At 28.9% G+C, this 16,579-nt stretch carries 10 protein-coding genes; 2 read left to right on the top strand and 8 right to left on the bottom strand.

Features of this window, described 5'->3' with window-relative positions:
* From R9C05_RS00620 to R9C05_RS00610, 3 genes are all read right to left on the bottom strand, one after another.
* The gene (locus tag R9C05_RS00620; protein ID WP_121940666.1) at positions 1-666 is read right to left on the bottom strand and encodes a signal peptidase II; all 666 of its coding nucleotides are present in this window, start codon (positions 664-666) and stop codon (positions 1-3) included.
* Positions 659-3,325: an isoleucine--tRNA ligase gene (gene ileS / locus R9C05_RS00615; protein ID WP_121940665.1), complete on the bottom strand. Its 2,667-nt coding sequence runs from the start codon at positions 3,323-3,325 to the stop codon at positions 659-661. Before ileS ends, R9C05_RS00620 begins: the two co-directional genes overlap by 8 nt.
* A gap of 233 nt (positions 3,326-3,558) precedes the next feature.
* A complete protein-coding gene (locus R9C05_RS00610) occupies positions 3,559-4,242 on the bottom strand; it encodes a potassium channel family protein (protein WP_121940664.1) in 684 nt (227 codons plus the stop codon).
* Positions 4,243-4,382: 140 nt separating this feature from the next.
* On the opposite strand from R9C05_RS00610, the gene R9C05_RS00605 reads away from it, so the two are divergent.
* Both R9C05_RS00605 and R9C05_RS00600 read left to right on the top strand, forming a co-directional pair.
* Positions 4,383-5,972, top strand: a complete 1,590-nt coding sequence (locus R9C05_RS00605; RefSeq protein WP_121940663.1) for a TrkH family potassium uptake protein — start codon at positions 4,383-4,385, stop codon at positions 5,970-5,972.
* An 8-nt stretch (positions 5,973-5,980) separates the two neighbouring features.
* Positions 5,981-11,569, top strand: a complete 5,589-nt coding sequence (locus R9C05_RS00600) for a hypothetical protein (RefSeq protein ID WP_318613928.1) — start codon at positions 5,981-5,983, stop codon at positions 11,567-11,569.
* 93 nt (positions 11,570-11,662) lie between these two features.
* On the opposite strand, the gene R9C05_RS00595 is transcribed toward R9C05_RS00600, so the two are convergent.
* From R9C05_RS00595 to R9C05_RS00575, 5 genes are read right to left on the bottom strand one after another with little or no spacing between them, the layout of a single operon-like run.
* Entirely contained in the window at positions 11,663-12,040 is a 378-nt protein-coding gene (locus R9C05_RS00595) for a F0F1 ATP synthase subunit epsilon (protein WP_121940661.1), read from the bottom strand.
* The gene (gene atpD / locus R9C05_RS00590; protein WP_404810261.1) at positions 12,040-13,590 is read right to left on the bottom strand and encodes a F0F1 ATP synthase subunit beta; all 1,551 of its coding nucleotides are present in this window, start codon (positions 13,588-13,590) and stop codon (positions 12,040-12,042) included. Before atpD ends, R9C05_RS00595 begins: the two co-directional genes overlap by 1 nt.
* 13 nt (positions 13,591-13,603) lie before the next feature.
* Positions 13,604-14,467, bottom strand: coding sequence for an ATP synthase F1 subunit gamma (gene atpG / locus R9C05_RS00585; RefSeq protein ID WP_318613927.1), 864 nt, complete (start codon positions 14,465-14,467; stop codon positions 13,604-13,606).
* On the bottom strand, positions 14,446-16,029 hold the full coding sequence (gene atpA / locus R9C05_RS00580; protein WP_121940658.1) for a F0F1 ATP synthase subunit alpha: 1,584 nt from the start codon (positions 16,027-16,029) through the stop codon (positions 14,446-14,448). The genes atpG and atpA overlap by 22 nt, the downstream gene beginning before the upstream one ends.
* Positions 16,019-16,579 (bottom strand): F0F1 ATP synthase subunit delta, encoded by a 561-nt coding sequence (locus tag R9C05_RS00575; RefSeq protein ID WP_121940657.1) that lies wholly within the window; start codon positions 16,577-16,579, stop codon positions 16,019-16,021. The genes atpA and R9C05_RS00575 overlap by 11 nt, the downstream gene beginning before the upstream one ends.

Genomic DNA, 16,579 nt, shown 5'->3' with positions numbered 1-16,579 from the left:
TTATTCTTTTCTTGTTGGATCAACTACTATATCTGAATTGTTATTGTTTTGTTCTTCACTTTTGCTTTTAATAGCAACACTTTCAGAATATTCATCATCAATTTCTTCTTGTGCTGCTCTTTTCTTATCTCTAACACTTGCAACAATTACCATTACAATGATTGAAATAACAATATAAATTACTCCAAAGATAATATCAACATCAGCAAAATTAAATGTTCCACGGTCAGCTCAAGGAATAAAAACAATATCTCTTACTCCCCCGAAAGCCGCTCTATCAATCATGTTTCCAAGTGATCCTGCAGCAATTAAAGCAAGGCCAGGAATGATTCAACGATACATTTTATCTCTAATTAATATTGAGGTTAAAATTGCACCCAAAACTATAATAATTGTTATTGCATGAAGTGCGGGAATTCCTAGGTTAAGTTCAAGCGTTGAACCTCTATGTAAAAGCGAACGAACGCCAAAAATAAATCCTCTATAAGTTACAACTAAATCGCCATCAGTCTTTTCATCATTTCATCTAAAAAGATAATGTTTTGTAAGTAAATCTATAAGTAGACATGTCACAAAAAATGCAAAGAAAATACCTAAATTTATAAGGATAGTTTGTCACCTATATTGCTTTCATCAAGCCTTTGAAAAAATCTTTTCTTTAGACATTGATTACCTCCTTGCAACGCATACAAATTTCATCATCTTTATTGAAGTCTTTTTCTTCAAAATGATTTCAACATCTTAAACATTTAAATGAGTCTTTTTTCTCAACTTTTAACTCATTTCCAAACGTTACTTTTGCTACCATTAAAAGTTTTTCTAAAGGTAAAGATTTAATGAATTTATCATCTGTTTTTACTGTAACAAAACATTCATTTGAACGTTTGATAGTTTGGGCTTTAATTTGTTCTTCAATTGCCTTGTAAATTTCGTCTTTTAAAGCAAAGAATGATTTTCATTTTTCTTCTTCAATAAAGGTTAATTTCCGATTTTTAACAAATGGTAAAAAGTGCACTGAGATTTCTTTATTTTCAACATTGAAATACTTATAAATTTCTTCAGTTGTTGTCGGTAAAATCGGAGCAAGTGCTTTAAGTAAAACTAAAATTGTTTGATAGAAAATATATTGAACTTGTCTTCTTTCGCAATCATCTTTTTTATTCAAATAAAGAATGTCTTTTGTAATAGAAATATAGTAACTACTCAAGTCAATAATAAAGTTATTTATATCCTTAATTACATTGATAAATTTATATTGTTCATAGTAACTTAAAATGTTAGTTTCAAGGTTCATTAGTCTTTCATAAATTAAGGCGTGAATTGAGTCCAATTTTTGAACCTTAAATTTAAAGTCACTAATACCACCTAACATAAATTTAATAGTGTTTCTAATCTTTCTATAAATTTCAACATTTTGTTGCAATATTTTTTCATCAATTGTTACGTCATTCGTATACTCGCTATTAGCAGCTCATAGTCTTAAAATATCACTTCCATATTTCTTGACAACTTCAAGTGGGTCAACAACATTGCCTTTAGATTTTGACATTTTTTGTCCTTTGCCATCAAGTACAAATCCATGTGAAAGTAAGGCTTTAAAAGGACTTTCTCCCCGTCAAACTACTGAGTTTATCAATGATGAGTTAAATCATCCGCGGTATTGATCACTTCCTTCTAAATAAAGATCAAAAGGGGCTTTAATTCCAGAAGGAGTTACACTAATTGATGTTGAACCAGAATCAAATCAAACATCCATAATATCGTTTTCTTTAGTGTAGTTTAAGCCTCTAAATTTTTCAGGTAAAAGTGAATCGGAATCTTTTTCGTATCAAACATTAGTACCTTCTTTTTCAACTAATTTGATTACATACTTAAAAATTTCATTTTCAATTACTGGTTTTTTATTTTCATCATAAAAGATAGTAATCGGAACACCTCAGCTTCTTTGTCTTGAAATACATCAAGTGTTTCTATTTTCAAGCATTAAACTTAATCTTTTTTTAGATCAATCGTTATAGGTTTTAACTTTCTTAAGTGCTTTTATAATATCTTTTTTAATTGAAGTTAAACTTACAAATCATTGAGGGGTTGCACGATACATTATAGGTTTATGTGTTCTTCAGTCGTGAGGATATTGGTGTTTGATTTTGCTAAATGAAAGTAAAAGGTTTTCTTCTAGTAATAATTTTGTGATTAATGGATTAGCATCGTCATAAAACATTCCTTTAAATTGAAGTCCATTTTCATTTAAATTTCCATCATCTTCAACGTGCATTATTTTTTTAAGGTTATATTTATTGCCAATAATAAAGTCGTCTTCACCAAAAAGTGGAGCAATATGAACAAGCCCAGTTCCCGCTTCTAATGTAACATGATGTCCTAAAACTACTGGACAAATATTTTTATTTAATGGGCTTTCATATTCTAAATTAAGTAAATCTTTGCCAGAAAATTCTGATATTATTTCAACATTTTCAAACTTAGCAGCAGTTTTAACAGATTCTAAAAGATCACTTGCGATTACAAAATTTCTTCCTTCAACAGAAATTTTTTTGTATTTAAATTTTTCACTAACTGCAACAGCTGAGTTTGCTAAAAGTGTTCAAGGCGTAGTTGTTCATATTAAAAGAAATTCATTTTTATGTACAATTTCATTACCTTTTTTAACTTTAAAAGCAACAATAACTGAAGGTGAAATATGGTCAGCATATTCCACTTCTGCTTCTGCTAAAGCTGATTGTGAAGATGGTGATCAGTAGATTGGTTTCAAGTCTTTATAGATAAGTTTATCCTTCACCATTTTTCAAAAAAGTTTAAGTTGTTTTGCTTCCATTTTTTTGTCAAGAGTAATATAAGTTTTTGAAAAATCAGTTAAAAGTGAAAGCTTTTTAAACTGTTCTTTTTGAATCTCAATTTGCTTAAGTGCATAGTCTTCAGCGTTTTTTCTAAGTTCAACAATTGAATAATCTTTGGCTTGCTTTTTAGCCTCAGAAAGCATCTTGTGTTCTATTGGAAGCCCATGTGTATCTCATCCTGCTTCAAAGGGTGAAAAATAACCTTGCATGGTTCTAAAACGAACAATAATATCTTTCAAAATTTTATTAAGTGCATGACCACAGTGAATTGAACCATTTGCATAAGGAGGGCCATCGTGAAGAATGAATGGTTTATTGTTTTTATTTCTTTTTAAAAGTTTCTTATATATTTTATTTTTCTCTCAAAATGCAACATATTGTTCGCCTTTAGTTGCAAGATCAGCCTTCATTGGAAAATCAGTTTGTGGCATTAGTAAGGTGTTTTTATAATCTTTTTTATTTTCTTCCATGCCTTGTACCTTTCTTATAAATTACTAGTAATATTTTATATTATTTAATAGAAATTAAAAGTATTTTTATTAATTTTTAGAATTAAAATTTTTAAATTAATTAATTGCTTTTTATTCAAATTTTATTCATTTTTATTACAATAAAATTTTTAAATTCCTTCTTAAAAAAAGAATAAATTTGAAATTTTAATAAAAAATTCTTGGAACACCAAGAACTTTATTTATCAATTGAATTATTTTTGAATATTCATGAAAAGATCAAACGCTTTTGTTACACCATCAGGTTCGCCAATCATAGTAATTATGTCATCTTCTTGTAAAACAAAATCACCATCAGGAATATAAGAACTTACACCTCTTTTAACTAAAACCATATTTACTTGATATTGACTTCTTACATTTATTTCTTTAATTTTAGTGTTAAAGAATTTTGGATTTTTAATGTTTACTGACCCTACAACGAATCCATCTTGTACTTCATGCAATGCCTGAGAATATTCTAAGAAAGAAGGATTTGCTACTAAAAGTGCTACCCTTTCTCCTGCCTCTTCTTCTGGCGAAATAATAGTAGAAACACCTATTTGTTTTAATACATTTGCATGTCTTTTGCTTGTTGCTCTTGCAATAATTTTTTTAACTCCAATTTCACTTAAAGCAGCAACTATTTCAATGTTATCTGAACTAGCAGCAATTACAACATCATAGTTATCAATATTAACAGCTTCAAGGGTTTTTCTTTCAGCAGTGTCAGCAACATAAATTTCATCAACATCATCTTTAAATTTAGATAAAACTTTTTCGTCTTTGTCAAGCAATGCAAGTCTTATTTTGTGTTCACGATCTGCTAGCAAAGCTTCAGTAATTGCAGATCCAAAACGTCCTACACCGATAATGCAAATTGTTCTAATTTTTTTCATTTTAAGCTCCCTTAATTACTATTTTATTTTACTATTATTTTCAGTTTTTTAATTATTTAATAATCTACTTTAATAAATATAAAATGAAGAATTTTGCGTTTTTTTATTTTTTTGTGTTTGTGGTATAATTTTTCATTATTATGAAAGCACAACTAATAAGACATAAACGTTCAAATCGCTTTTTTAATTTCTTTAAAAGGCTTGGCGTTATTAAATATATTTTTATTGTTTATATTCTTGTGATTCTAATTGCATCTTTACTTTTATATTGACCTATTAGTCATAACAAAGAATATTTAACTAAAAATAATTTAAAGGTTACTTACATGAACTGCTTCTTCTTGGCAGCTTCAGCTTTTAGCGACACTGGACTCACTACGATGCCCATTGCTTTTACTTTTAACATGTTTGGTCAAGCAGTAGTTGCAATCGCTATTTTAATTGGTGGACTTGGTGTCTTTACTTTAAAGTTCTACATCTTCACTACTCTTTTTAGTTTTAAACTAAACATCTTTAATAGCGAGCAGATCCAGAGTGAACGTGGCGGGGGAAATAATATTGGTGAAACTAAAAAGATCATAAAAGTTTCAATTACATTTCTTTTGATTGCACTTTTAGCCGGTTTTATTATCTTTAGTTTGATATTTTATACAAGTGGCGACGGACTTTTTAATAATAAGAAATACGAATTTGGTCCAAAATGAGAAGACGGAATGACTTTAAGTCAAAAAATTAAACCTGGTGAATTCAACCCTTATGAAATTGAAAGTCAAAATCCATATAAAAACTTTTCACTTTCATTTAGATATGGTGTCTTTCATACAATTTCTTCTTTAAATAACGCAGGATTTGACATTATTGGAAGTAAAAGTTTACAACCTTATTACAAAAATTATGCCTTACAAATTTTCACCATGATTTATATCTTTTTAGGCGGAATTGGTTATCCAGTAATTTATGATGTTTACTCAAAAATCAAAAGTTTAGATAAAAGAAACCCACGTCATAGATTTACTTTATTTACAAAACTTTCATTAGTAACTTATCTTTTTGTTACAACAATTGGTTTCTTGCTAGTATTAACTTTCTCAGCAACATCAAAAATTCACAACCAATTTTGAAATAACCAAAACTATGGAACGCATGGTGAAAAGACATGAGCAATCTTTTTTCAAACAATTTCAACCCGTTCAGCGGGCTTTGCCACAGTGGATATTTACCACTTTAACCATCAAAGTATTATAATTTTAGGTATCTTAATGTTTATCGGATTTAGCCCGGTATCAACTGCTGGGGGAATTAGAAGTATAACAATTGGAGTAATCTTCCTTTCAATTATTACCATGATTATTGGTAAAAAACGAGTTACCGCTTTTAAAAGAGAAATCGGCAAAGAAACTTTATACAAAGCAATTAATATTTTAGTTATTGGTTGCTTGATCATACTTATTGGAACCTTAATTCTATATTCAAATGCTAATTTAAATGATGCCTTAAATGGTAAAACTTATGATCTAACTCATGCATTTTTTGAAATTTGTTCAGCATTCGGAACTTCGGGGCTAACTGTTGGACTAACTGCTCAAACTAAAGTAGCAAGTAAAATTCTTTTAATTATTTGAATGATAATTGGACAACTTGGAATTCAACAAACTGTTTTAATTTGAGGACGCGGAAAAAGCAGAAGCGAACATTACAGAAGAATTTATGAAGATGTCGCTATCGGATAGGAGATAAAATGAGAAAACAAAATCGAGGTAAAAAACTGGTCTTATTAAGTTCTTTGCTTATTGCAACAACACCTGCACTTATTGCTGCAAAATGTAACGAAAATAAACCAGAAAAGCCAAACAAGATTGTAAACAAATGGCAGCGAGCTATTAAAGGTGATGTCAAATTTGTTGCTCTTGGTGATGACACAAGTGGCGGTCAAAACCTTAACGGAATAAAAGATCAAGCAAACTTTTTAGATACAACAACAAATCAAATTCAAGGTTTAAGCCAGTCATCATATTTAGCTGAATCAATTAACCTTGCCGGAAGCAAAGAAACTAAATTAAAAAGTTTCTATAATTTCTCACTTTCAAAAGCAAAAATTGATGATTATCTTTTCTTAATAAACCCAACTAAATATAGTCTTTCAGATGCAAGCAAACAAACATTTGCATTAAACAAAAAGATTGCAGAAGTTTCAGATAGCAAAATTCAAAAAGAATCTAAAACAAAGAAGCTTTTCAATGATTTTATTCCTCAACAAAATGGTTTTTCTTTCTTCAAAGATCAAATTAAAAACGCTAATTTACTTACATTGAATTTAGGTTGAAATGATTTAGTTGATAGCAAGAAATTAAACAGCTTAATGTTTGAACTAATTCACAAAAAAGAAGTAAATGAATCATTTAAAAAAGAAATTGAAAAACTTTTAAAAGAAAATAATAATAAAGTTGTTGAATTTCTTAATAAATTTATGGCTTTAATTGATGAAATTAAAACTATTAATCCAAACATAAACGTAAACATAATTGGTTACAACACTCCTAATCTAAAATTCGCCCAACTTGTTAAAAACACTTTTGAAAAAAATTACATATTTGAATTAACTCAAAAAATTAATGAAAATTTAGCAGTCGTTGCCAAAAGTAAACAAGTTAACTTTATCATGCCTTTAAGCGAAGAATATTTACTAAAAAATGTAAATAAATTCTCAGATAATTTATTCGCAGAAACTTTGAATTTAAATGGAATCAAAAAGCAAGCTCAAGAAATTTTTATGAAAATGGCACTTGGAAAACATGACTTTTCAACCTTAATTTCTCCTGCGAAAGAAACTGGTCTTCAAGCTAGCGAAAGTTATGAAACAGCACTTGATTTTAATCAAAAAGCATCAACAATTAAGTCTCTAGTTCTTGGCTTAACAGCAGAAAATATTGATACTTTCAAAAAACACTTCCCTCTTGAATTTAATGTTGAAAATCAAAAAATAATTAAATCAATCAACTTAAATGGACTTGCTTTATTTAAAATAAGTGAAGTTGAAGCAGCAAGTCAAGATAAAAACTTAGTTATCGCTGCCATGGATAATGCTTTTGCAGCCATTGGCGTTAAAAAGGAAAGTTTTAAATCATTTTACAATGAACTTCAAAAATTATTAACTAGCGAAAAAGAAGTGCATCCTCTTGTTCTTTTTGCTGAAAGTTTCTTCACAAGCAAAGTTTTAAATAGTAAATTCTTAAAAATTAATAGTGAAGTTAACCAACTTTTCAAACAAAAACTATTAAATAAAATTTCAATTCAAGATGTTAAAAATATTTTTAATCAAGAATTTTCATCTTGACAATCAATTTTCGAACTTGCAAGCGAATTTTTAATAAACTATAGCGAAAAAACTACTGATAAAAGTGATTTAAAAAATCTATTTAACGCACTTGCTGATGATATTATTTCAAAAGAAAATATCAATAAATTAATTAATATCGATTCAAAAATCCTTAATGGACTTTTAGAATCAGAACCTTTAGTTAATAAAGCAAAAGAATTTATTAAAAAAATTCGAGAAAAATTAATTGACACGCCTCAAAAATATCTAAAAGATAAATCAGTTACTTTAGCAATTTCACTTTTAATTAATGATTTAAAAGTTGAAGCAAATGAACTTTTAGAGATTTTTTCAGCTACTCTTAAAGAAAAACCAGAAGTATTAAGTTTAATTGTTAGCCAAATTATGTCAAGTCTAACTGAAGAATACGATATTCAAGATGAAGATAAAGCTGATATTGCTTACTTTGTAGAAAAACTTGTAACTAATAGTTCTAAAGCAAATTGATCAAGCGAATTTTTAGCAGCACTTGCAAATTCATACATTGAAATTCATAATAATTTAACTGATTCAAAAGCAAACTTTAATAAAGTTTTAGTTCAAACTATTAGCAAAATTAATGACCCAGATAAATTTGGAAATAGTTTTGATAAAAACCATAGTTTAATGTTAAAAATAATTTCAACCGACTTTCAAGATGTTGATGGCATTAATCTAGTCAAATTTGATTCAGGTCTTGAAAAATTAGGTATTTCAATTTTTAGAAGCCAAGCCTTTTTCAAGCCTGAAAATATTAATGGAATTCTTGATGGAAGATATAGAGAACATATCTCAAAACTTATTATCGATATTGTCAAGAATAAAGACAAGCACTTAACTTCAAAAGGTAAAACTTTCATTAAAAAGTTAATTCAATACTTTACTAATGATATTTCAAAAGATAAAGGTTTAATTAATGAACTTGTTAATACCATTGCTTCAATAGTTGTTGTTCGCCCAATTACAACTTACATTAATAAAAATGGTTTAAGTAATCTACTTTTAGCAGGAGATCCTAGTTCAAAAACCGTTGAAGAATTTGTTGCTAAAATGTTCAACGAACTTTTCAAAACAATTAAAAGTAAAAGAATTATAGACTTCTTAAATAGCTTAATGATCTACACAGTTGAAAAGGGTGAAAACTATAATTTTGAAACATTTGAAGAATTATTTGTTGCTATATTAAAAGATAATAAAAACAATAAATTATTTGATTTACCTGAAATAGTTATTGATGAACTTGGAAAGAACCAAGAAATTTGAAATAAAGGCTTCAAACTACTATTTGTTTGAATTGAAAATGAAACAAAGGCGACAATTACTGATGATGAAGAATTAAAAATCTCAAGTTATATCAAAAATGTAATTACTAATATTCCAAAAAGTGCCTTGTTCAAAGATCTAAAATCAAAAATTCAGCATACTTTTGAGACACTTCCTGCAAACAAGAAAACATTCAAAGATATTGGTGAAGAATTTAAAACTTTATTCAAAAATTATATAAATCCAAATTCAAATTCAGAACTTGTTAGATTAGTATTGGATGTAATTTTAGGTAAAAACGCTAATGGCACAAGTGGCATTGAATTCAAAGAACTTATTAGAATAGCTCACATCTTATTTAGTAAAGAAGAAATCAAAACTTATATTCTAAATAAAATTGATGTTAAAAACTTAATCAAAAACGAAACCAAAAAGCTTGAAGATTTAATTGTAAAAACTGATGGCGGAAGTTTAGAACTTGCTCAAAAAATAACTGCAAAATTAAATCATATCGTTGATGAAACAGCCATTATTGATGATGCTTTAAATGGATTGCTGAATTCATTAAAAGACATTACAGATCCTGAAATTGATTCAATGAAAAACTTAAATGATTTAGTTAAATATTTTGCTGAGAAAAATAAATCAATAATTAGAAACTTCATTGTAAACACATTAAAAGAAGCAGTTAGCGATCAAAAACTTTGAAAAGACACAATCAAATTTGTACTTAATATATTTGTTCAAAAATACAAGTTAGATACAACTAGTGCAAACATTGAACTTGTTGCTTCATTTATTAAAAGAGTAAGTGTTAAAATTACACAATTTGATTTCATCGGTAATTTAATAGATTGTGTAATCGATACAGTTGCAAGTGCCGAAGTATTTGATGATAATAACAATTTTGATAAAGCAAAAGTAATAAATAATATTCTTACTGCACTTAAAACGATTGATCTTACAAAATATGTAAAAGAAGAAGAAATTCAACAAATTATTATTACAACTCTAGCTGATTCTGAAGTTAGTGATAAGCAAAGAGAAAATGAATTAACCGGAGTTTATTCTTTTGTTAAAGAATTTATCGGCAGAGTTGGCAAGAGCAAAAATACATTAGCAACGCTAACATATAATAAAGATGATCTTCTAATAGTAATTGAAAGAGTTCTACATATTGTTATAAAAGGAATAAATGGTTCACTTTCTAAACCAGAACATACTGGTGGAATAACAGTTGCATCAAACGTTGCTTATTCAATACTAGTTGATCAAATTAAAAACTTAAAATTAGATACTCTAATAGTTAAAGATCTTGGCGTTCCAGTTCAAAAAATTCTTAATAAAGCAATTACTCTTCCAATTGCTAAAAAGCTTATTAACGATTTATTTGCAGATATTTTAGGTGGAAGCAAGGTTAGCGGTGAAACTTTAGGAAAAGCAATAGGTCAAACTCTTGAAAAAACTAGAGCAAACTTAAAACTTAATTTAACCGCATTTATTAAAGAAGTATTAAATGACGAAGAAATCCTAAACATTGCAGTCGATTTAATCATTAGCAAATTAGGATTAGTTGGAACCGATCAACATGATAAAGATTTCTTAAAAGATTTAATTAAAAGAATTGGTACATTAGTTGTTGACCACGAATGATTCCAAAAGAAAGTTTTAAATCGTTCAATTACTCAATTTATCAAACACGCAGAGAAATTCAATTTAAAACAACCAATGGAATTTGTAAATGCTGCACTTAAAGATATCAAAGCAGTATTCGGCCAATCAGACATTGGACTAGCTAGTTTAATAATTGGTGAAGATAAAATTATTAATGGACCTGCTCTTGTTAAATTGATTAACTTATTAGTTGGAAAAAGTGATTTACAAGAATCATTCTTATACAATAAGTTAAGAAATATTAACATGGGTGAAAAAAGAACTACTATGGCTGATTTCCGTGACTTAATTAAAGGCAGCATGGGAAGTGGGGGAAGTAGCCCAACACCTCCTCCTTCAACACCAACTGACCCTGATTTAGTAACATTTGAATTTGCTCCTTTAAAATTACTTGACAAATTATTCCAACTACTTGGTGCTGAATTTACAAATGAAGCAAGTGCAGCAGGAATTGAACTTAAAGTTGAAAACTTTAAGAAATATTCAAAACTGCCATCATACAAAGCAACATTCCGTTTATTAATGATAATAAACTATGCAATCTTTGAAATGTATGGACGTGAAACTTTAGTTAAAGATAGAGAAGCTAAAGGTTTAAACTTCGGGCTTTATAGAAGTTCAATATCATTATGATGAGAAGTTCAAGAAGCAGACTTTTTACAATTAGCAGCAGGGCAAACTGGATTCTGAGGTATGAAAAAATACTTTGATAATGACCATATAAGAAGACAATTTACAAACTATCTTGTTAACAAGGTATTGAAATCAACTTACTATGAAGAAGATACTTACACCCCGGATAGTTTAATGCATATCTTATACACTTCAGGTTATAACCAAGCAGAACAAAACTTATTAACTAAATTTAAATACAAAGTTACTGAAGATGGTAAACCTAATGAAATAAGTAAAAAAGAATACATTCTTCTTACTATAAAAGAAGGTGGATACGGTAAATTCATGAAGATGAATAAAGTTAAATCTTTATCAAAATGATCTGGTATGGATAAAGTAGAAATTGACGATTTTTACTAGAATGATAATTTTTAAAAAGTGGCTTAATAAAAGTCACTTTTTAATTTTTAATTGCAATAAAAAAAGCCAACATATAAGTTGACTGTCAAGCTATTATTTTTTATTTTCAAGAATCTTTCTTTTGATTCTTATTTCTTCAACAATTGAATATTTCTTTTGAGCATCTTCAATCATCTTTTTTCTTTCATTCGAAAGAGGATTTGTATCAATTTCATTCAAAATTAGATATAAAACATCATCTTTAAATTGAGCTATTCCATGATCTACATAAAAGGTTTTTCTTTTATCAGTATTCTCAAAATTAATATAAAGTTTCGAAGGAACAATGGCGGCCATAAATTTAGTAGCACCCGGCATAAGGCCAATATAACCTTCAGAAGTTTTAAAAGTAACAATGTCAACTAAATCATCAAAATAAACACCTTGTGGTGTTGAAATAATTAAGTTAATTTGTACTTTTTCTTTTGCCATTATTTACCTTCAATTCTTTTCGCTTTTTCAACTACATCTTCAATTGTGCCCACATAAAGAAATGCTTCTTCTGGCAGTGAATCATAATTACCTGAAAGAATTTCTTTAAATGAATTTACAGTTTCTTTTAATGGAATATATTTTCCTTTAATGCCTGAAAACTTTTCTGCAACGAAGAAGGGTTGAGATAAAAAGTTTCTAATTCTTCTTGCACGAGCAACTATTTTCTTATCATCATCGCTAAGTTCATGCATACCTAAAATAGCGATAATATCTTGTAATTCTTTAAATCTTTGTAAAATACTTTGAACTTCACGAGCAGTGTTGTAATGTTCTAAACCAATAACATTTGGATCCATCATTCTTGAAGAAGAAGCAAGAGGATCAATTGCAGGATAGATTCCTAAAGCAGCAATATCACGATCTAAAACTGTCTTAGCATCAAGGTGAGTAAATGTTGTTGCTGGGGCTGGGTCAGTCAAATCATCTGCCGGAACATAAACTGCTTGAACTGAGGTAATTGAGCCTTTGTTAGTTGATGTGATTCTTTCTTGCAGTTGTCCCATTTCAGTGGCTAAAGTTGGTTGATAACCAACGGCAGATGGCATACGTCCTAAAAGTGCTGAAACTTCAGAGCCAGCTTGGGTAAATCTAAAGATATTATCAATAAATAAAAGAACATCTTGTCCAAGTTCGTCTCTAAAATATTCTGCCATTGTTAAAGCACAGAAAGGTGCTCTCATTCTAGCCCCTGGAGGTTCATTCATTTGCCCAAAAACAAGTGCTGTTTTTTCTAAAACGCCACTAGCTTTCATTTCATGATAAAGGTCATTTCCTTCTCTAGTTCTTTCACCAACTCCGGCAAAAACAGAAAGTCCGCCATGTTCTTTTGCAATGTTATTAATTAGTTCTTGAATTAAAACAGTTTTACCAACTCCGGCTCCACCAAAAAGTCCAATTTTTCCACCTTTAATATATGGTGTTAAAAGGTCTATAACTTTAATTCCGGTTTCAAAAATTTCAAGAGTTGATTTTTGTTCTTCATAAGTTGGAGCGGGACGATGGATTGGCATTAACTTAGCCTTTTCGATTGCCCCTTTTTGATCGATTGGTTCACCTAAAACATTGAACATTCTTGAAAGTACTTGATTGCCAACAGGAACAGAAATTGGGCGTCCTAAGTCAACAACTTTCATTCCTCTTTTTAACCCAATTGTAAGGTTCATTGCAATAGTTCTAACAGAGTCATTCCCAATATGTTGTGCTACTTCTAAAACTTGAGGAGGAGCAAATTTATCATCTTGAACAACCATAAGAGCATTTAACATATTTGGAGTTTTTCTATCTTCAAACTTAACATCAATAACAGCACCTAAAATTTGAGTAATAACACCATAATTTTTACTATCTTGTTTAATTAATTTTGTAGTAGTTTTTGATGTTGTTTTTTTAGTTGATTTTACAGATGCTTTTTTGACTGTTGTTTTTTTAATTTTCTTCTTTAATTCAGTAGTTTTTTCAGTTTTTGCAGTTAATTTTTTAGTAGCCATTTTTATCTCCTTTTTATTTGTTAGCTCCAGATACAATTTCGGTTATTTCTTGAGTTATTTTACTTTGACGAGAATTGTTATATTCGTGTTCAAGTTCTTCGATTAAATCTTCAGCATTATCGCTTGCTTGTTCCATTGCTGTTCTTCTTGAAGAAGTTTCAGCAAGTTTTGAATTAAACAATGCATTATAAATTGAAGCTTCGAAAAATAAAGTGAATGAAGTTGTTAGAATTTTTTCAGCACTTGGTTCATAGGTTTGTTTATCTTTTTCATCAGTTATAATTTCTTCTTTTTCTTTTGAAAAAGTTACAGGGAAAATTTCTTCTACGATTGGTTCTGATTTAATTGCATTAATATATTTTGTATAAATTATTTTTACAGATTTAAGTCATGAGATTTCAAGGACATCATAAATTTTTTGACTAATTATTTGAGCGATTTCATAGCTTGGATTATCACCAATTTGAGTTAATGTTTGAATAATATGGAAGTTTGGGTTTTTGTTGATTATTGAAAGAATTTTTGATCCAATTACAATTAAAATATCTTTGCCTTTTACTTCTTCATTAATCTTTTTTATCAGGTTGGAATTATAACTTCCACAAAGTCCTAGGTCGCTTCCTACAATAATATAAAGATTACGTGACTTTTCAAATTTATAAGCTTTTACATTTAAAAGTGTATCAATATCTTGGGTTGAATTTTTCATCAAGTTAAAGAAGACATTTTGAACTGTTTTGTAATATAAACTAACATCTTCTAGTTTGTTTTTAATCTTTCCATATTTTGCAGTTGCTACAAGTTGCATTGCTTTAGTTATTTTTTTGGTTGAATTAATTGAATTTATACGATGCTTTATTTTTTGTAAACTCTTCATGGAAGTTCTGGTACAGGGATGTAATTTTCAGGATTGTAATGAGCAATTGTTTTAATAAAGTTTTCATTAAAACGTAAAATTTGATCATAAATTAATTCAACTAATTCTTGAGTTAAGTCGGTTGCTTGTGTTAACATACCAGCAACTTTCATTGATTGTTCATCTTGTTTAAAAAAGTTTAAAAGTTTATCACGATAGTTTTGAATTTCTTCAACTGGAATTGGATTTGTTAAACGATATTTTGCACAGAAAAGAATTAAAACTTGACTTGTTAGTGAATATGGTGAATATTGAGGTTGTTTTAAAAAGTTGTAAACTTTTGCACCATGATCTAGAATATTTCTAGTTGATTGATCAAGGTCTGATCCAAATTGAGCAAAAGAAAGCATTTCATTATATTGAGCAAGTTCAAGTTTCAAGCTTGATACAACTTTTTTCATAAGTTTAGTTTGTGCTACACTTCCAACACGGCTAACTGAGTAACCTACATCAATTGCTGGACGTTGACCTGCATTAAATAAACTTTCTTTAGTAAATATTTGACCATCAGTAATTGAAATTACGTTTGTAGGAATATATGCTGAAATATCTTCTGCTTGAGTTTCAATAATAGGAAGGGCGGTAATTGAACCATTGCCATTTTCTTTATTCATCTTAGCAGCTCTTTCTAAAAGTTGAGAGTGTAGATAGAAAACATCGCCTGGATAAGCTTCTCTTCCAGGAGGGCGACGTAAAAGCAATGATAATGTACGATAAGCAACAGCATGTTTCGATAAGTCATCATAAATAATAAGCACGTCTTTGCCTTGATGCATTCATTCTTCAGCGATAGTAACACCTGTATAAGGTGCAATATATTGTAAAGGCGAAGAATCTGAGGCAGATGTTGTAACAACTGTTGTATATTTCATTGCTCCATGCTTGGTTAGATTGTCAACAATTTGAGTTACTGTTGAAGATTTTTGTCCAATTGCTACATAAATACAGTAAACGTTTCTGCCTTTTTGATTAATAATAGTATCAACGGCAATTGCGGTTTTTCCAGTTTGTCTATCGCCAATAATAAGTTCTCTTTGTCCTTTTCCAATAGGAATCATTGCATCAATTGCTAAAATTCCAGTTTCAAGCGGATCATTTACTTCTTCACGCGTCATAACACCAGGTGCTATTTTAAAAATTGGACGTTTGGTAGTACTATAAATTTCACCTTTTCCATCAATTGGCTTTGCCAAAGCATCAACAACTCTTCCGAGTAAATTATCACCAACTGGCACTGAAATAACTTGGTTTGTTCTCTTAACACTGCTTGCTTCAATAATTCCAAGGTCATTACCTAAAATAGCAACACCGACTAGATGTTCTTCTAAATTAAGTGCCATTCCAAATACGCCAGATTCAAACTCAACCAGTTCACCGTATTCAACTTCATTTAATCCACTAACTAAAGCAATCCCATCACCAACTGTGATAACTTTTCCCACTTCACCTTGACTAATTTCTTTGCTAAAGTTTTTGATCTGAGATTTGATAATCATAGAAAGATCATTTGGTTTAATTGTCATGTTTTTCTCCTTTCTGTTTTGCTACAAACTTTTTTAAATTTTTAAGTTGATTATCAACTGAATTTTCAATTACATAATCCCCGATTTTGATTTTAATTCCAGCAATTAAATCTGGTTTTAAAATGTTTGTTAAATGAACTTCGCTTGAAAGTTGTTTTGAAAGTTTTTTCTCAAAAGCTTCTATTTGTTTATTTGTTAAAGCAATGGTTGTGTAGATATGACCATATTTAACATTCATTTTGTTATTGCAAAGTTCTAGGAATTTATTTAAGATAATTAAAAGTAATTTTGCAATGTGTGCTTCAGAAACTAATTTAATAAAAATAACTATCTTTTCATCAAATTTTCCAAAAGCTTCATCAATTAAATTCATCTTTGTTTTTGAATTAATATTGAATGAATCTAAAATGTTCAGATATTCTTTATTTTGCTTTAAAACTTTTTCAATAGCACTTACATCATCAGCCATTTTTTTGATCTTATTAAGTTCACACGCTAAATCGAATAAGGCAAAAGATCAATTATGGATTAATTGATTAATTTCATTCAT

Source organism: Metamycoplasma subdolum (genome assembly GCF_033546815.1).
Lineage (GTDB): Bacteria > Bacillota_I > Bacilli_A > Mycoplasmatales > Metamycoplasmataceae > Metamycoplasma > Metamycoplasma subdolum.
Note: the sequence above shows the minus strand (reverse complement) of the source record. Positions and strands in the feature narration are given on the sequence as shown.